Source organism: Methylobacterium jeotgali (assembly GCF_022179345.1).
Classification (GTDB): domain Bacteria; phylum Pseudomonadota; class Alphaproteobacteria; order Rhizobiales; family Beijerinckiaceae; genus Methylobacterium; species Methylobacterium jeotgali.
In genome coordinates this window covers 34,368-48,699 of sequence record NZ_BPQR01000042.1, presented here as the reverse complement: position 1 = coordinate 48,699, position 14,332 = coordinate 34,368, and the positions used below count along the sequence as shown (strand labels likewise).

Genomic DNA, 14,332 nt, shown 5'->3' with positions numbered 1-14,332 from the left:
TTCACGGGGCTGTGAGGGGCCGGCCGTACCGTACCGGCATGTCGTCCGATCCCCTCTCGCCGCGCGGACTTGCCGCAGCCCTCGCCGTCCTCGGCCTCCTCGCCGTGATGGTGCAGGAGCGGCCGAACGGCGGAGCGATCCTGTTCGCGGTCGCCTGCCTGCTCGGCTTCTGCGTGCTGTCGCTGTTCGGCAAGCGCGAGCGCACGGTGAGCGTCATGCGTCTCGAGCGGCGGCCGGTGATCGAGGAGCCGCCCGTGCCCCTCGCGGAGCCCCCGGCGGCGCGCAGCGGCGGGCCGGAGCCCGTCCCGCACAAGGCCATCCTGGCGACGGTGCGCCAGCGCCGGGAGAGCCGCACGCGCTGACGCCGTTGCGGCGGCCGGCGGGGCGGACTATCGCAGCCGCTCCGAACCCGTTCCCCGCCCGTCGGCCCCGCCATGAGCCTCGTCTACAAGATCTGCCCCGCCCCGCTCTGGCGCGCCGCCGAGGCCGCCGGCCGCTTCGAGGGCTCCGAGGTCGACCGCGCGGACGGCTTCATCCACTTCTCCACCGCCACGCAGATGCGCGAGACCGCCGCCCGCCACTTCGCCGGGCAGGACGGCCTGCTGCTCGTTGCCGTCGACGGCGATGCCCTCGGCAACGCCCTGCGCTACGAGCCCTCGCGCGGCGGCGACCTGTTCCCGCATCTCTACGGCCCGCTGCCGGTCGCGGCGGTCCGCTCCGTGCGCCCCCTGCCCCTCGGGCCGGAAGGCCGCCACCTGTTCCCGGATGGAGACGCGCCGTGATCGCCGCGCTCTTCCCCCTCGCCCGCCCGCTCCTGCACCGGCTCGATCCCGAGCAGGCGCATACCGTCACCCTGCGGGCGCTTTCGATGCTGCCGCCGCGCGCGCCCGCCGCCGACGATCCGCGCCTCGCGGTCGACCTGTTCGGGCAGCGCTTCCCGAACCCGGTCGGGCTCGCCGCCGGCTTCGACAAGGGCGCGGTCGCCGCCGACGCCCTCCTCGGGCTCGGCTTCGGCTTCGTGGAGGTCGGCGGGGTGGTGCCCGAGCCCCAGCCCGGCAATCCCCGCCCGCGCGTCTTCCGCCTCTCCCGCGACCGCGCGGTCATCAACCGCTTCGGCCTCAACAGCGAGGGGCTCGACATCGTCGCCCGGCGCCTGGAGGCGCGTCGCGACCGGCCCGGCATCGTCGGCGTCAACATCGGCGCCAACAAGGAATCCGCCGACCGGCTCGCCGACTACGTCGCCTGCACGAAGCGCTTGGCGCCGCTCGCGGGCTTCGTCACCGTCAACGTCTCCTCGCCGAACACGCCGGGCCTGCGCGACCTCCAGGGCGAGGCCTTCCTGGACGAGCTGCTGGCCCGCGTCTCGGAGGCTCGGGACGAGGCGGCCCCTGCGACGCCCGTGCTCCTCAAGATCGCCCCCGATATCGGCCTTGAGGCCCTCGATGCGATCTGCATGACCGCCGGGCGCCGGGGCGTCTCGGGACTGGTCGTCTCGAACACCACGATCGCGCGGCCTCCCACCCTGCGGGAGACCGGGCTCGCCGCCGAGGCCGGCGGCCTCTCCGGCCGGCCGCTCTTCGGCCCCTCGACCCGGCTCCTGGCGCAGGCGCGCCTGCGGGTCGGCAACCAGGTGCCGCTGATCGGCGTCGGCGGCGTCGACTCGGCCGAGGCCGCCTGGACCAAGATCCGCGCCGGCGCGAGCCTCGTGCAGCTCTACTCGGCGCTCGTCTACGACGGTCCCGGTCTCGTCGACGAGATCAAGCAGGGGCTCACCGCCCGGCTCGCTGCCTCCGGCCTCGGCTCGATCGCGCGGGCGGTCGGCGGCGAGGCGGAGGCGCTCGCCGCCGGCGGAGAGCTGGAAGGTTAAAGATTCGTCATCTTGAAACGGTGCGGAGCGCCTCCGCATTCCATGGGCGGCCGCAAGGCGCGGCCCCTCTGGAACGGGAGGCGATCATGCATCTGAGACTGGCCGGAGCGGCCCTTCTCGCCCTCGGAACCCTCGCCGGCACCGCCACGGTCGCCGAGGCCCGCGATGGCTGCGGTCCCGGCTTCCACCGCGGCTACTACGGCTACTGCCGGCCGAACCTCTACGGTCCCCGCTGGGGCTGGCGCCCCGCCTACGGCCCGCGCTGGCACTACGGCTGGCATCGTCCCCACTGGGGCGGGTGGCACCATGCCGGCTGGCGCGGCGGCTGGCATCATCGCCCGTGGGGCGGCTGGCACCACCGCTGGTGATCGGAGAGGCCGCGGCCGCGCTCTCGCGGGCCGCGGCCTTTCGAGCTCCTAGAACCCCTTGGCGGCGATCGCCTCGGACCAGGTGACGGCGCGCTTGGCCATGCCGATGTGCTGGCGCTCGTACATGCGGCCCTCGACCTTGATGGCGCCGCGCTTGGCGTTCTCGGGCAGGCCGAAGGCGTCGATGACGAGGCGGGCCCGGCGCACCTCCTCGTCGGTGGGCGCGAAGCAGGTGTTGGCGGGCTCCAACTGGTTCGGGTGGATCAGCGTCTTGCCGTCGAAGCCGAGGTCGCGGGCTTGGCGGCACTCCTCGCGGCAGCCGTCCACGTCCGAGATGTCGTTCCAGACGCCGTCGAGGATGGTCAGGCCCTCGGCGCGGGCGGCCGCGAGCGACATCATGATCCAGGGCAGCATCGGCACGCGGCCGGGCACGAGCTGGGCCCAGGTGTCCTTGGCGAGATCGTTGGTGCCGAGCACGAAGCAGGTCAGCCGGGTGCGGCGGTCGCGGCGGGCCTTGGCGATCTCGTGGATGTTGAGGATCGCGGCGGGCGTCTCGATCATCGCCCAGACGTCGATGTCGTCGGGCGCGTCGAGGGCCTCGAGATGGTTGGCGATGCTCTCGAGCACGGCCGGCGAGGAGACCTTCGGCATCAGGATGGCGTCGGGCCGCGCCTCGATCGCCGCCCGGAGATCGGCCTCGCCCCAGGGGGTGGCCGGGGCGTTGACGCGGATGATCAGCTCCCGGTCGCCGTAGGCCCGGCTGCGCACGGCGGCGCAGACCTGCTCGCGGGCGAGCTCCTTCTCCTCGGCGCCCACCGCGTCCTCGAGGTCGAGGATCAGCGAATCGGCGGGCAGCGTCTTGGCCTTCTCCAGGGCGCGAAGATTCGAGCCCGGCATGTAGAGGACGCTTCGGCGCAGGCGCAGGTCGGACATGGCGTTTTCCCTTGATCGAGTCGCCCGGGTTCTACGGGCCCGGTGTCGGGCGGAAGCCTAGCTGATGTTGCGCTGCGCACCAGCCCTCTCGCATCTGCACAGGCGAGGATCGGGGCGGTTTGACACCCTGGAGCGCGATCCGCGCCTTCCGGGGGCGGTTGCCGCGGGAGGAAGGCCGCTCCATTGATCCGCCACGCCCCGCAACGGAGAGTTCGAGATGCCGCTCCTTCATTTCCACGTCGTCGAGGGCCGCACGGACGAGGCATTGAAGACCCTGCTCGACGCCGCCCACGAGGCGATGCTCGAAGCCTTCAAGGTGCCGCCCGGCGACCGCTACCAGATCGTCAGCGAGCACAAGCCGAGCCGGATGATCGTCGAGGATACCGGCCTCGGCATCCCCCGCACCCGCGACGTTGTGGTGGTGCAGATGGTCACGCGGCCCCGCCCCGAGGAGGCCAAGCAGACCTTCTATCGGCTGCTCACCGAGAAGCTGGAGGCGCGCTGCGGCATCGCGCCCTCGGACGTGATGGTCTCCTGCATCGTCAACTCCGACGCCGACTGGAGCTTCGGCAACGGCCGCGCGCAGTTCCTCACCGGCGAGCTGTAGGGGCCGCTGCCCGCGTTTCGTCCCATTCCGCCGACACAGCGGATCACAGGATCCTGTGAACGAGGGACGGAAGAACGCATGAAGGGCATCTGCCTCGGAGCGATGGTGGCGGCGGCGCTCTGCCTCGGCGGGCCCGCGCGGGCGGCGAGCAACACGACCCTCGGGGTCGGCAGCGGCGCCGTGGCGGGGGCGCTCGTCGGGGGACCCATCGGCGCGGTGGCCGGCGCCATCGTCGGCGGCGTGGTGGGCTCCTCGACCGAGCGGCCTCGCAGGTATCGCCGGGCCCGCATGCGCCGCAGCGAGGCGCCGGTCCGCCGTCCGGTGCGGGCCGCGGAGGAGCGCCGGGCGGCGCCCGCCGCGACCGGCTCAGTCGGCGGCGCGGCCTGGCGCGATCCCCGCTGAGGCGGGCGCGCCGCCGGGGAAGGTGCGGCGGGTGAGGCCGGGATAGGCGAGCGCCTGGCCGATGCCCCGGGCGGCGAGGAAGCCGAGGAAGGCCGCCCAGAGGCCGCCGTTGCCGAACTCGCCGAGCCGCGCGACCACGAGCATGCCGCCGTAGGCGAGGAGCGCGGCGAGCATCAGGTCGCGCATCGCGCGCGTCCAGGTGGCGCCGATGTAAATGCCGTCGAAGGCGAAGGGCAGCGCCGCGATCAGCGGCGCCAGCGCGGCGGCCGGCAGGTAGCGGCGGGCCGCCTCGCGCACCTCCGGGCTCGTCGTCACCGCGTCGATGAAGGGGCCGCCCCCGAACCAGGCGATGGCGCTCACCGCCACCCCGAAGCCGAGGCACCAGCGCAGGCTCAAGGCAGCCGCCTTGCGGAAGGCCTCCTCGTCGCGGGCCCCGACCGCCTGCCCGCACAGGGTCTCGGCGGCGGTGGCGAAGCCGTCGAGGAAGAAGCCGCCGATCAGGAAGAGATTCCAGAGCACGGCGTTCGCCGCGAGGATGGTGTCGCCGGAGCGCGCCCCGAGGGCCGAGAAGATTATGATCGCCGCGACGAGGGCGAGCGTGCGCACGATCACGTCGACGTTGACGCTGAGCGTCCGCCGGAGCGCCGGCCCGTCGAGCACCTCCGCGAGCTTCACGGAGAAGGGCCGCGAGCCGAGCCGCGCCAGGATGAGGAGTCCGAGCATCAGGCCCGAGGCCTCCGCGATCACCGTGGCAAGCGCCGCGCCGGTCAGCCCGAGCCCGAAGCCGAGCACCAGCAGCAGCGTCAGCCCCACGTTCACGAGGTTGATCGCGACCTGGATCGCCAGCCCGAGATCGGTGCGGCCGCGCCCCAGCACCGAGCCGAGCACGGCGTAGTTCGCCAGGGTGAAGGGCGAGGCGAGGATGCGCACGTGGAAGTAGGTCGCGAGCCCTGCCGTCACCGCCTCGCTGGAGCCGGCAACCGCGAAGGCGACCGCCGCGAGCGGCACCTGAAGCAGCACGAGCAAGAGCCCGGCGGCGGCTCCGGCAGCGAGCGAGCGGGCGAGCGTGCGGTCGACCTCGGCGGCGTCGCGGGCACCGACCGCCTGCGCGGTGAGTCCGGCGGTCGCCATGCGCAGCGACCCGAAGGACCAGAAGATCGCGTCGAAGATCACCGCGCCGAGCGCTGCCGCTCCGAGCAGCGCCGCGTCGCCGAGCCGCCCGATCACCGCCGCGCCGACGAAGCCGAGGAGCGGCGTCGTGACGTGGGCGAGCGTCATCGGCAGGGCGAGCGCGAGGACGCGCCGGCCCGTCACGGGGAGCGGAGTGGTCATGGCATCCCGTTCAGCGGGCGGCGAAGAGGCGCGAGATCAGCCAGATCGGCACCACGATGACCGCGCCGGCCAGGATCCAGCGGCCGAAATCGTGGAGCGTCTCGAAGCCGAGGTCGAACAGGGCCCGGATGGTCTCGTAGGCGTGCCAGAACAGGCGCTCCGGCGTCAGCCCGAGCATCGCCAGCACCGCGCCGACCAGGACCGACAGGAACAGGAGCCGCAGGAATACCGCGGCCGGCGAGCCGCCGATGAAGCGCCGCAGGCCCGATCCGCGCCCGTCGCGCCCGGGATAGGCCGCCTGCGGCGGCCGCTGCTGGAAATGCTCCACGATCCCCGAATCCTTCACCCGATGCCCCGCACCCTAGGCCCGTATCCCGGCCCGAACCCGGCGGAAACGTGACGCCCGCGTCACAGGTCGTCCGGAAACCGCGCGCCGGTTGCGGCGTTGAGCGTTCCTGCCCGCCGGGACGAGATGGCAACGGCACCGCTCCGGGCCAAGATGGCGGGAACTGCCGGACGGCCGCCAGAGCATTGTGCAAAAGCGGATCTCTGCGCAGCGGCCGGCTCTTGCCTCGCCCGGCGGCATCGCGACAAGACGGCATGAAACCGGGACGAGACCGATGCCAGCCATGAATCCAGCCATGACGGCACCCGCATGATCGACCACGCCCTCTTCGATCCGGCGGCGATCGATCCCGAGACCAAGCGCCTCAACGAGGAGATCGTCGCGGCCCATGCGGCGCAGGAGGACCCCTGGTCCCTGCCGATCGCCGAGGTGCGCGCCCGCCGCCGCCGCGGCACGCAGGCCTCGCCCGCGATGCCCCGCAGCGCCCGCGCCGAGATGCTCACGATCGACGGCCCCGGCGGACCGCTGCAGTTGCGCGTGATCCGGCCTAAGCTCGCTCCCGGCAAGGCGCCGCGGGGGGCCTACCTGCACATCCACCGGGGCGGCTGGGTCTGGGGCTCTGCCGACGAGCAGGACCCGTGGCTGGAGCGCATCGCCGACCGCTGCGGTTTCGTTTGCCTCTCGGTCGAGTACCGGCTGGCGCCGGAGCATCCCTACCCCGCCGCGCTCGAGGATTGCGAGGCCGCCGCCCTCTGGCTCGCCGGCCCCGGCAAGGCGGAGCTCGGCGTGACGGCGCTGACCATCGGCGGCGAGTCGGTCGGCGCCCATCTTGCGGTGATGGTGCTGCTGCGCCTGCGCGATCGGCACCGCATGCCTCGCGCCTTCCGCGGCGCCAACCTCAATGCCGGCTTCTTCGACCTCGGGCTGACGCCGAGCGTGCGCAACTGGGGCGAGGAGCGCCTCGTCGTGAACACCCGCGACCTGACGCGCTTCGCCGACGACTACGTCCGCGCCGGCGTCGAGCGCCGCCGGCCGGACGTGTCGCCGATCTACGCGGAGCTGAAGGGCCTGCCACCGGCCCTGTTCACGGTGGGCACCGCGGATCCGCTCCTCGACGACACGCTCTACATGTCCGCCCGCTGGGCCGCGGCGGGCAATGGCGGCCACACCGCGATCTATCCCGGCGGCTGCCACGTCTTCATCCGCTACCCCGGCGCGATGAGCGAGCGGGCGCTGGAGCTGATCGACCGCTTCCTCACGGCGCTCGCCTGAGCGGCGATCCGGCCGAGGGGAGCCCGCTCCCGCCCCGCTTCGCCGCCTGGTTCGCCGGGCGGGGATGGCAGCCCCGGCCGCACCAGCTCGACCTCCTGCGCATCGCCGGCGCTGGGCGCTCGGCGCTGCTCGTGGCGCCGACGGGAGCCGGCAAGACGCTGGCCGGCTTCCTGCCGAGCCTCGTCTCGCTCGCGGGCGGGGAGCGGCGCGGCAAGGGGCTCCACACGCTCTACGTCTCGCCGCTCAAGGCGCTCGCCGTCGACATCGCCCGCAACCTGGAGATGCCGGTCGCCGAGATGGGCCTGCCGGTGCGCATCGAGACGCGGACCGGCGACACACCGTCCCACAAGCGCACCCGGCAGGTCTCGCGGCCGCCCGACATCCTGCTGACGACGCCGGAGCAGCTCGCCCTCCTCATCGCCCACCGGGAGGCGGAGGCGCTGTTCGCGGGGCTGCGCTGCCTCATCCTCGACGAGTTGCACGCGCTGGTCACCTCGAAGCGCGGCGACCTGCTCTCGCTGGCCGTCGCGCGGCTGCATCGGCTGAGCCCGGGGCTGACCGCGATCGGGCTCTCGGCGACGGTGCGGGAGCCCGACGAGCTGCGGAAGTATCTCGTCCCGCAGACGCCCGCGCTCCCTCCCCCCTCTGCGAGGGAGGGTGGCCCGCGTAGCGAGTCGGGAGAGGGGAGCGACGTTTCCGGAGAGGGCGCTCCCTTCTCCCGACCCTCCCTGACGCGAGGGCCACCCTCCCCCGCAGAGGGGGGAGGAATACCCCCGTCCCCGCCCATGGCCGACCTCGTCGTCGTGCAGGGCGGCGCCCGGCCGGACCTCGCCATGCTGGAGATCGACGCGACGCTGCCGCTCTCCGGGCACACCGCCTGGCAGTCGATGCCGGCAATCTACGACCTGATCCTCGCGCACCGCATGGTGCTCGTCTTCGTCAACACGCGCCTTCAGGCCGAGTACACCTTCCAGGAGCTGTGGCGGATCAACGAGGCGAGCCTGCCCATCGCCCTCCACCACGGCTCGCTCGATGCCACGCAGCGGCGGCGCGTCGAGGCGGCGATGGCGGCGGGCCAGCTGCGGGCCATCGTCTGCACCGCGACCCTCGATCTCGGCATCGACTGGGGCGATGTCGATCTCGTCGTCAACATCGGTGCGCCGAAGGGCGCGAGCCGGATCATGCAGCGGATCGGCCGCGCCAACCACCGCATGGACGAGCCCTCGAAGGCGGTGCTGGTGCCGGGCAACCGCTTCGAGATGCTCGAATGCCGCGCCGCCCTCGACGCCGTCGAGGAGGCCGCGCAGGACACGCCCGACGCCCGGATCGGCGCGCCCGACGTGCTCGCCCAGCACGTCCTCGGCATGGCCTGCGCCGGGGGCTTCGAGCCGGTGGCTTTCTACGAGGAGATCGTCTCCGCCGCGCCCTACGCAGGGCTCTCCTGGGAAGAGTTCGAGCAGGTCGTCGACTACGTGGCGACCGGCGGCTACGCGCTGCGAGCCTACGAGCGCTTCGCCAAGATCCTGCGCGGCGCCGACGGCGTCTGGCGGGTGCGCGACGCGCGGGTCGCGCAGCAGTACCGCATGAACGTCGGCACCATCATCGAGGCGCCCCGCGTGAAGGTGCGCCTCGCCCGCACGCTCCGGGGCCGCCCCGGAACGGTGGTGCCCCGCACCGGCCGCGTCCTCGGCGAGGTCGAGGAGGATTTCGCGGAGACCCTGACGCCGGGCGACACCTTCCTCTTCGCCGGCGAGGTGCTGCGGTTCGAGGGGCTCGCCGAGGACGAGCTGATGGCGACCCGGGCCGGGCCGGGCACGGACCCGGCCATCCCTTCCTACGCCGGCTCGAAGTTCCCGCTCTCGACCTTCCTCGCCGCGCGGGTGCGGGCGCTCATCGCCGACCCGTTCGAGTGGGACCGGCTGCCGGAGCAGGTCTCGCGCTACCTGCTCCAGCAGCGGCGCCGCTCGGTGCTGCCCGGCGAGCGGGACCTCCTCGTCGAGACCTTCCCGCGGGCGAACCGGCACTACCTCACCGCCTTCCCCTTCGAGGGACGGCTCGCCCACCAGACGCTGGGGATGCTGCTCACCCGCCGGCTGGAGCGGGCGGGGCTGCGGCCCCTGGGTTTTGCCGCCAACGACTACGGCATCGCCGTCTGGACGACGCGGGACGTGAGCGAGCGCGCGGCCCTCGATCCCGGCTTCCTCGACGCGCTCTTCGCGCAGGACATGCTCGGCGACGACCTCGAGGCCTGGCTCGATGAATCGGCGATGATGAAGCGCACCTTCCGGCAATGCGCTGTGATCGCCGGGCTGATCGAGCGCCGCTACCCGGGCCAGAAGAAGACCGGCCGGCAGGTCACGGTCTCGACGGACCTGATCTACGACGTGCTCCGCAAGCACCAGCCCGATCACCTGCTGCTCCGCGCCGCTCGGCAGGATGCGGCAACCGGACTCCTCGACGTGAGGCGCCTCGGCGTGATGCTAGAGCGCATCCAGGGGCGAATCATCCACAGGGCGCTCGACCGCGTCTCGCCCCTCTCCGTCTCCGTGATGCTCGAGATCGGGCGTGAGCGGGTCTACGGCGAGGGGGCCGACGAGATTCTGGCCGAGGCCGAGGCGCAGCTTCTCGAAGAGGCGCTGGGGTGAGCGATTCGAGATCCCCTGACCGATCCGGATCGTTCGACAGGGATGCTGCCGTGGCCCTCGGCCTCAGACTCGAGAAGACTCAAAAATCCCCGCAGCTGACGCTGGCCGGCGAGATCCTGACCCTCGACCTCTGCGGGGGCGCCTGGCTCGAGGCGCACCGCACCCTGATCGTCTCCGACCTGCATCTCGAGAAGGGCTCGGCCTTCGCCGCCCGCTCGGGCCAGTTCCTGCCGCCCTACGACACCGCCGAGACGCTCGCCTGCCTGCACGAGCTCGTGGTGCGGCTCGATCCGGCCTGCGTGGTGGCGCTCGGCGATTCCTTCCACGACGCCCGCGGCCCCGAGCGCATGGCGCCGGGCGACCGGGCGATGATCGCCGCCCTGCAGGAGGGCCGGGACTGGGTCTGGATCGCCGGCAACCACGACGCCGCCGTCAGCGAGGGCGTCGGCGGGCGCTACGCGGAGGTGCTCAGCCTCGGCGGGCTGACGCTGCGCCACGAGCCCCTACCCGGCGCCCCCGAGGGCGAGGTCGCCGGCCATCTCCACCCCTGCGGCAAGGTCGCAATGCGCGGGCGCGCCGTGCGGCGGCGCTGCTTCGTCACCGATGGCAAGCGTCTCGTGATGCCGGCCTTCGGCGCCTACACCGGCGGGCTCAACGTGCGCGACACGGCCTTCGAGGCGCTGTTCCCGGCGGGCTTCACCGCGCATCTCCTCGGCGACGGGCGCATCTTCGCCATCGGCCGGACCATGCTGGCGAAGGACTGACGCGCGTCAGGCGGCGACGAGCAGCGCGGCTCCCGCGACGGTCGAGAGCCCGAGCCGGAGATGGCCGAGCCAAGCGGGCACGAGGCCGCGCCGGGGCAGGTCGAGATCGACGACGCCCCAGGCGAGCACCAGGATGCCGAGGATGCGCAGGTCCCAGGGCATCGGCGCCGCGAGCGCCCCCCAGGCGAGGAGCGAGGGCAGGATCGCGATCCCGTAGTCCTTGCCGCCGCCGCCGCCGGCCGCCGCCGCACCCCAGCGGATGCCGCCGAGGAAGGAGGCGATCACCGCCCCGTAGGCCGAGAGGATGGTGCGCGGGGAGAGACCGAGGTTGCTCAGGCCCCCGTCGCTGCCGCTCACCGCGAGCGCCGCGAAGCCGAGGAAGGGGATCAGCCCGGCGATGCCGAGCAGGACGGCGCTGACGGGGACCGGGCTTCCGCGGGCCATTGCTCCTCCCGTCGGGATGCCGCCGAACGGGCGGCCACCGGTCGTCTACGGCTCGGCGCCCGGCTGGGTTCCGCCGGGCGCTCGGGCTTACGAGGCGCTTAGATGGCGCGCTTCGGGGCCGGTGTGAAGCTCGAGAGCGAGGCGCTCGGGGCCGGTGCGCCGATGAGACTCATGGGCGCCTCCTTCTGGGCCGGCGGCTCGTTCACGGCCGGGTCGGCCTTGCGCGGCTTGAAGCCGGAGACGATGGCCTTCGCCTTGGCGAGGTCTTCCGCCCCGAGCTTGCCGGCCACGTCGTCGCGCTTGCGGCCGCCCTCGGTGTCGCCCTGCGCGGCGGAGGCTGCGAACCAGGCGTAGGACTGGACGAGGTCCTGCGAGAGGCCGAGGCCGCGGGCGTAGAGCACGGCAAGGTTGTACTGGCTGTCGCGCACGCCGTACTCGGCGGCCTGCCGGAACCAGGAAGCTGCGGAGGCGAAGTCCGGCTTGCCGTTGGGGCCGGGATTCTCGGCGTAGATCACCGCGAGGTTGTGCATGGAGCGGGCGTGGCCCTGCTCGGCGGCGCGGCCGTACCATAGCTTCGCCTGGGCGAGGTCGCGGGCCACGCCGGAGCCCTTCTCGTACTGCCCGGCGAGGCGGTACTGGGCCGGCGCGTAGTTCGCCTGGGCAAGCTTCTCGTAGAGCTTCGCGGCGAGGCCGAGGTCGCGGGGCATGCCCCGGGCGTCGGCGGCGCGCACGGCGAGCTCGAACACCGCCGCCCCGTCGCCGGCGAGCGCCGATTGCTTGAGGGTCGCGAGGCCCGGCGGCAGCCCGGCGAGGTCGCCCGAGAGGGTCTGCATCCCCGCCACGGCCGGCAGCGCACCGGCGGCCTTCGCGGCCGGCTTGAACTGCTGGCCCTCGGTGATCGCCTGGGTGGTCTGCGGATCCGCGATCGGCGGGCGCCCGTCCTCGGCCTTCGTCTCCGCGCCGGCCTCGCCGGAGGTCTGCGCCTTCTCGGCGGCTTGACGGGAGGGCGCCGGGGGAACCTCCGGCGCGGGCCGGGTCTCGGCCACGGGCGGACGGCTCGGCGCGGCCGGCGGCGTTGCGGGGTCCGTGGTCAGGGCCTGGAGGGCTCCGAGCAGCAGCACGATGGCGGCGAGCCCGAGGAGCAGCGGCTTGCGGCGCTTGTCGATCGCCGCGCGGAGCGCCGCGCCGCGCCGGGGCGGCTCGGCCAGCCCGCCGAGACGGGCCGCTTGGGGACGGCCGGGGCGAACCGCGGCTTCCGCCGCCTCGCTCGCCATCTCGGCCTGGGCCGCCTGAGCGGCGCGGCGGGCGGCGGCGATGAAGCTCGTCTTGATGTCGCCCTGGCTCTCGGCCGGCTCGGCCTCGGGCGTTCCGCGGCTGCGGCCGGGGCGGCCGGCGCCGGGCTCCAGCAACTCCTCGGCCAGGCGGTCGTCGGAGAGGCGCTCGGCGGCGGGCGTGTCGAGGGCGGGCAGCGCCTCGTCGCGGTTGCCGCGCCGGCTGCGCGGCGGCTGCACGCGGACGGTGGACTTCAGCCGCTCGTCCAGGGCGGCCGGCGCCGTCTCCGCCGACATCCGTCCGGCGAGGCGCTCGATGGCGGCGTGCACCCCGTCGAGGGTCGCCTGCATGCGCTCCTCGGAGGCGTTCTGCCGAGCCTGGAGTTCAGCGATGCCGCTGCGCAGGGCGTCGAACTCGCGGTTTCCGCCCGTTCCGGCGGTGCCGACGGTGGCCGCCTCCTGGCGAAGGGCGGAGACCTGGCCCATCAGGTCGCCCATGCTGCGCTGGAGGGCGACGATGGCCGGATCGGTGCCGCGGGCGTCGACGCGCTCGGCGAGGTCGAGGACGTGCCGCTCCAGGGCGTCGAGCGCCGCGCCGCCAGACTGGCGGCCGACCCCGTCGACCTTCTCGGCGAGGCTGCGCAGCATCGACTGGATCGCGGTGATCTCCTTGTCGGACCCGCGTCCGAGATGGGCGCCGAGGCTCTCCAGGCGATCGAGGAGCTGCCCGACCGGCTCTGCGCTGACCTGATCGACCTTGTCGGCGAGCGCGTCGATGCGCCCGAGGATCGCGCGGGACTGGCCGGCGTCGAGGCCGCCCTGGCCGCCCTGCAGGGTATCGAGCTTGGCCGCCAGCGCGGCGACCTCCTCGGAGAGCGGACGGTTGCCGATCCCGAACCGGATCTCCTCCAGCAGCGGACGCAGGCCCGCGACCTCCGCCGCGGCCTGCTTCGCGAAGCCGGTGCGCAGCTCCTCGACCTGACCGCTCAACCCCTGCACCGCCTGCACGAGGCCCTGCACCCGCTCGGGGCCGGCGAGGCTCGCCACCGCGTTGCGCGTCTCCTCGAGCTCCCGCGACAGCCCCGCGACGGCGTCGCCGTCGGCGCTCGCGCCGCGACTCTCGGCGATGGCGGCCTCGACGCGGGCGGTGAGGCGCTCGGCCTCGCCGGCGATACGGGCGTAGACCGTCTCCGACACGTCGTCCGCGAGGGCGTCGACGCGGGCGCGCATGGCCTCGATCGGGGCGGTGACCGCCTCGAGGTCGGCGGGTTCGCGGGCCTTGCGCACGTCCTCGGCCAGGGCCTTGATGGAATGCTCCAGCGCACCGACGTCGCGCCCGGTGGCCAGCGTGCCCACGGATTGCCGCAGGCGCAGGATCTCGTCGCGCAGCTCCGCGACGGCCACCGCGGAGGAGGAGCGCTCCTCGGAGACGTCGAGGCGGCGGGCGAGGTCGCGGCGCATGGCCGCGACGATGCCCTCGTCCGACTCGGGCGCGCCGATCTGGCGCTGGCGCTGGCGGATCTCCTCCACCACCTCGCGGATCTCGACGCTGGCCCCGCGACCGCGCCGGCCCGGCCGGGCGGCGAGCTGCTGGCCGATCTCGCCCATGCGCGCCTCGATGGCGCAGAGGCGATCGGAGAGCGCGGCGGACGGGGCGTTCCCGGCGAGCGCGCTCATCCGGGCCTCGATGGCGGCGAGGCGATGCTCGGCCTCCAACTGGGCCGCCTCGCGCTCGTCGGCGATGGCGCGGTCGATCGTGTCGAGGCGCCCGAGCAGCGCGTCGAGGAGGCCGTCGAGATTCGCGGCGGGCGGCGGCGCGGCCTGCGTCTTAGCCGGTGCGAGGGGAGCCTGGCTCTGGGCCGCAGCCGGACGGCGGCGTCGGGCCGGCGCCTTCTCGGAGGGGATGACGGAGGCGATCCAGGTCTCGACGGGCACCCCGGCGCGCTTGGCGACATCCCGCGCGGCCGCGAGGACCTCGGGATCCAGGTTGTCGAGGCTCGGCGTCGCGTGGCGTCTCATGATCGTGACCTTCGAGCGGCATCATCCGCGGCCGGGTCCGAAAATGCCACTTGGGGTTGTAT

General features: G+C 73.7%; 14 protein-coding genes. 9 read left to right on the top strand and 5 right to left on the bottom strand.

Annotated elements, in window-relative coordinates; all coding sequences use genetic code 11:
* The first annotated feature begins 38 nt into the window (after positions 1–38).
* From MFF04_RS12550 to MFF04_RS12535, 4 genes are all read left to right on the top strand, one after another.
* Positions 39–362, top strand: a complete 324-nt coding sequence (locus MFF04_RS12550; protein ID WP_238276226.1) for a hypothetical protein — start codon at positions 39–41, stop codon at positions 360–362.
* Positions 363–434: 72 nt separating this feature from the next.
* Positions 435–782 (top strand): DUF952 domain-containing protein, encoded by a 348-nt coding sequence (locus MFF04_RS12545; RefSeq protein ID WP_238276225.1) that lies wholly within the window; start codon positions 435–437, stop codon positions 780–782.
* Complete coding sequence (locus MFF04_RS12540; RefSeq protein ID WP_238276223.1) at positions 779–1,867, top strand: quinone-dependent dihydroorotate dehydrogenase; 1,089 nt, start codon at positions 779–781, stop codon at positions 1,865–1,867. Before MFF04_RS12545 ends, MFF04_RS12540 begins: the two co-directional genes overlap by 4 nt.
* Before the next feature lie 86 nt (positions 1,868–1,953).
* Complete coding sequence (locus tag MFF04_RS12535; RefSeq protein WP_238276221.1) at positions 1,954–2,235, top strand: GCG_CRPN prefix-to-repeats domain-containing protein; 282 nt, start codon at positions 1,954–1,956, stop codon at positions 2,233–2,235.
* 48 nt (positions 2,236–2,283) lie between these two features.
* Here the strand turns inward: MFF04_RS12535 and MFF04_RS12530 are convergent, their stop codons facing one another.
* Complete coding sequence (locus tag MFF04_RS12530) at positions 2,284–3,168, bottom strand: HpcH/HpaI aldolase/citrate lyase family protein (protein WP_238276219.1); 885 nt, start codon at positions 3,166–3,168, stop codon at positions 2,284–2,286.
* A 217-nt stretch (positions 3,169–3,385) separates the two neighbouring features.
* Here MFF04_RS12530 and MFF04_RS12525 point away from each other — a divergent pair, with 217 nt between their 5' ends.
* Both MFF04_RS12525 and MFF04_RS12520 read left to right on the top strand, forming a co-directional pair.
* Complete coding sequence (locus MFF04_RS12525) at positions 3,386–3,775, top strand: tautomerase family protein (protein ID WP_238276218.1); 390 nt, start codon at positions 3,386–3,388, stop codon at positions 3,773–3,775.
* Positions 3,776–3,853: 78 nt separating this feature from the next.
* Positions 3,854–4,177, top strand: coding sequence for a hypothetical protein (locus MFF04_RS12520; protein WP_238276216.1), 324 nt, complete (start codon positions 3,854–3,856; stop codon positions 4,175–4,177).
* On the opposite strand, the gene MFF04_RS12515 is transcribed toward MFF04_RS12520, so the two are convergent.
* Together MFF04_RS12515 and MFF04_RS12510 are read right to left on the bottom strand one after the other, a co-directional pair.
* Complete coding sequence (locus MFF04_RS12515; RefSeq protein WP_238276214.1) at positions 4,142–5,509, bottom strand: MATE family efflux transporter; 1,368 nt, start codon at positions 5,507–5,509, stop codon at positions 4,142–4,144. The genes MFF04_RS12520 and MFF04_RS12515 overlap by 36 nt on opposite strands.
* A gap of 10 nt (positions 5,510–5,519) precedes the next feature.
* Positions 5,520–5,855, bottom strand: a complete 336-nt coding sequence (locus MFF04_RS12510) for a DUF6460 domain-containing protein (protein WP_373320037.1) — start codon at positions 5,853–5,855, stop codon at positions 5,520–5,522.
* A 309-nt stretch (positions 5,856–6,164) separates the two neighbouring features.
* Between MFF04_RS12510 and MFF04_RS12505 the strand changes: the two genes are divergently transcribed.
* The 3 genes from MFF04_RS12505 to pdeM are packed head-to-tail and all read left to right on the top strand — an operon-like array spanning position 6,165 to position 10,536.
* Complete coding sequence (locus MFF04_RS12505) at positions 6,165–7,127, top strand: alpha/beta hydrolase (RefSeq protein WP_238276213.1); 963 nt, start codon at positions 6,165–6,167, stop codon at positions 7,125–7,127.
* Complete coding sequence (locus MFF04_RS12500) at positions 7,124–9,772, top strand: ligase-associated DNA damage response DEXH box helicase (protein ID WP_238276353.1); 2,649 nt, start codon at positions 7,124–7,126, stop codon at positions 9,770–9,772. Before MFF04_RS12505 ends, MFF04_RS12500 begins: the two co-directional genes overlap by 4 nt.
* A gap of 50 nt (positions 9,773–9,822) precedes the next feature.
* Positions 9,823–10,536 carry a ligase-associated DNA damage response endonuclease PdeM gene (gene pdeM / locus MFF04_RS12495; protein WP_238276211.1) on the top strand — a complete coding sequence of 238 codons (714 nt, stop codon included), beginning with the start codon at positions 9,823–9,825 and terminating at the stop codon, positions 10,534–10,536.
* 6 nt (positions 10,537–10,542) lie between these two features.
* Here the strand turns inward: pdeM and MFF04_RS12490 are convergent, their stop codons facing one another.
* Entirely contained in the window at positions 10,543–10,980 is a 438-nt protein-coding gene (locus tag MFF04_RS12490; RefSeq protein WP_238276209.1) for a DUF3429 domain-containing protein, read from the bottom strand.
* Between the two features lie 98 nt (positions 10,981–11,078).
* Positions 11,079–14,270 (bottom strand): SEL1-like repeat protein, encoded by a 3,192-nt coding sequence (locus tag MFF04_RS12485; protein ID WP_238276207.1) that lies wholly within the window; start codon positions 14,268–14,270, stop codon positions 11,079–11,081.
* Positions 14,271–14,332: the final 62 nt, after the last annotated feature.

What these genes read in the sequence shown, in the direction of transcription:
- MFF04_RS12515 (WP_238276214.1), bottom strand. Translation starts at nt 5,509, where the DNA reads ATGACCACTCCGCTCCCCGTGACGGGCCGGCGCGTCCTCGCGCTCGCC.
- MFF04_RS12520 (WP_238276216.1), top strand. Translation starts at nt 3,854, where the DNA reads ATGAAGGGCATCTGCCTCGGAGCGATGGTGGCGGCGGCGCTCTGCCTC.
- MFF04_RS12550 (WP_238276226.1), top strand. Translation starts at nt 39, where the DNA reads ATGTCGTCCGATCCCCTCTCGCCGCGCGGACTTGCCGCAGCCCTCGCC.
- MFF04_RS12545 (WP_238276225.1), top strand. Translation starts at nt 435, where the DNA reads ATGAGCCTCGTCTACAAGATCTGCCCCGCCCCGCTCTGGCGCGCCGCC.
- MFF04_RS12485 (WP_238276207.1), bottom strand. Translation starts at nt 14,270, where the DNA reads ATGAGACGCCACGCGACGCCGAGCCTCGACAACCTGGATCCCGAGGTC.
- MFF04_RS12530 (WP_238276219.1), bottom strand. Translation starts at nt 3,168, where the DNA reads ATGTCCGACCTGCGCCTGCGCCGAAGCGTCCTCTACATGCCGGGCTCG.
- MFF04_RS12490 (WP_238276209.1), bottom strand. Translation starts at nt 10,980, where the DNA reads ATGGCCCGCGGAAGCCCGGTCCCCGTCAGCGCCGTCCTGCTCGGCATC.
- MFF04_RS12535 (WP_238276221.1), top strand. Translation starts at nt 1,954, where the DNA reads ATGCATCTGAGACTGGCCGGAGCGGCCCTTCTCGCCCTCGGAACCCTC.
- MFF04_RS12505 (WP_238276213.1), top strand. Translation starts at nt 6,165, where the DNA reads ATGATCGACCACGCCCTCTTCGATCCGGCGGCGATCGATCCCGAGACC.
- MFF04_RS12525 (WP_238276218.1), top strand. Translation starts at nt 3,386, where the DNA reads ATGCCGCTCCTTCATTTCCACGTCGTCGAGGGCCGCACGGACGAGGCA.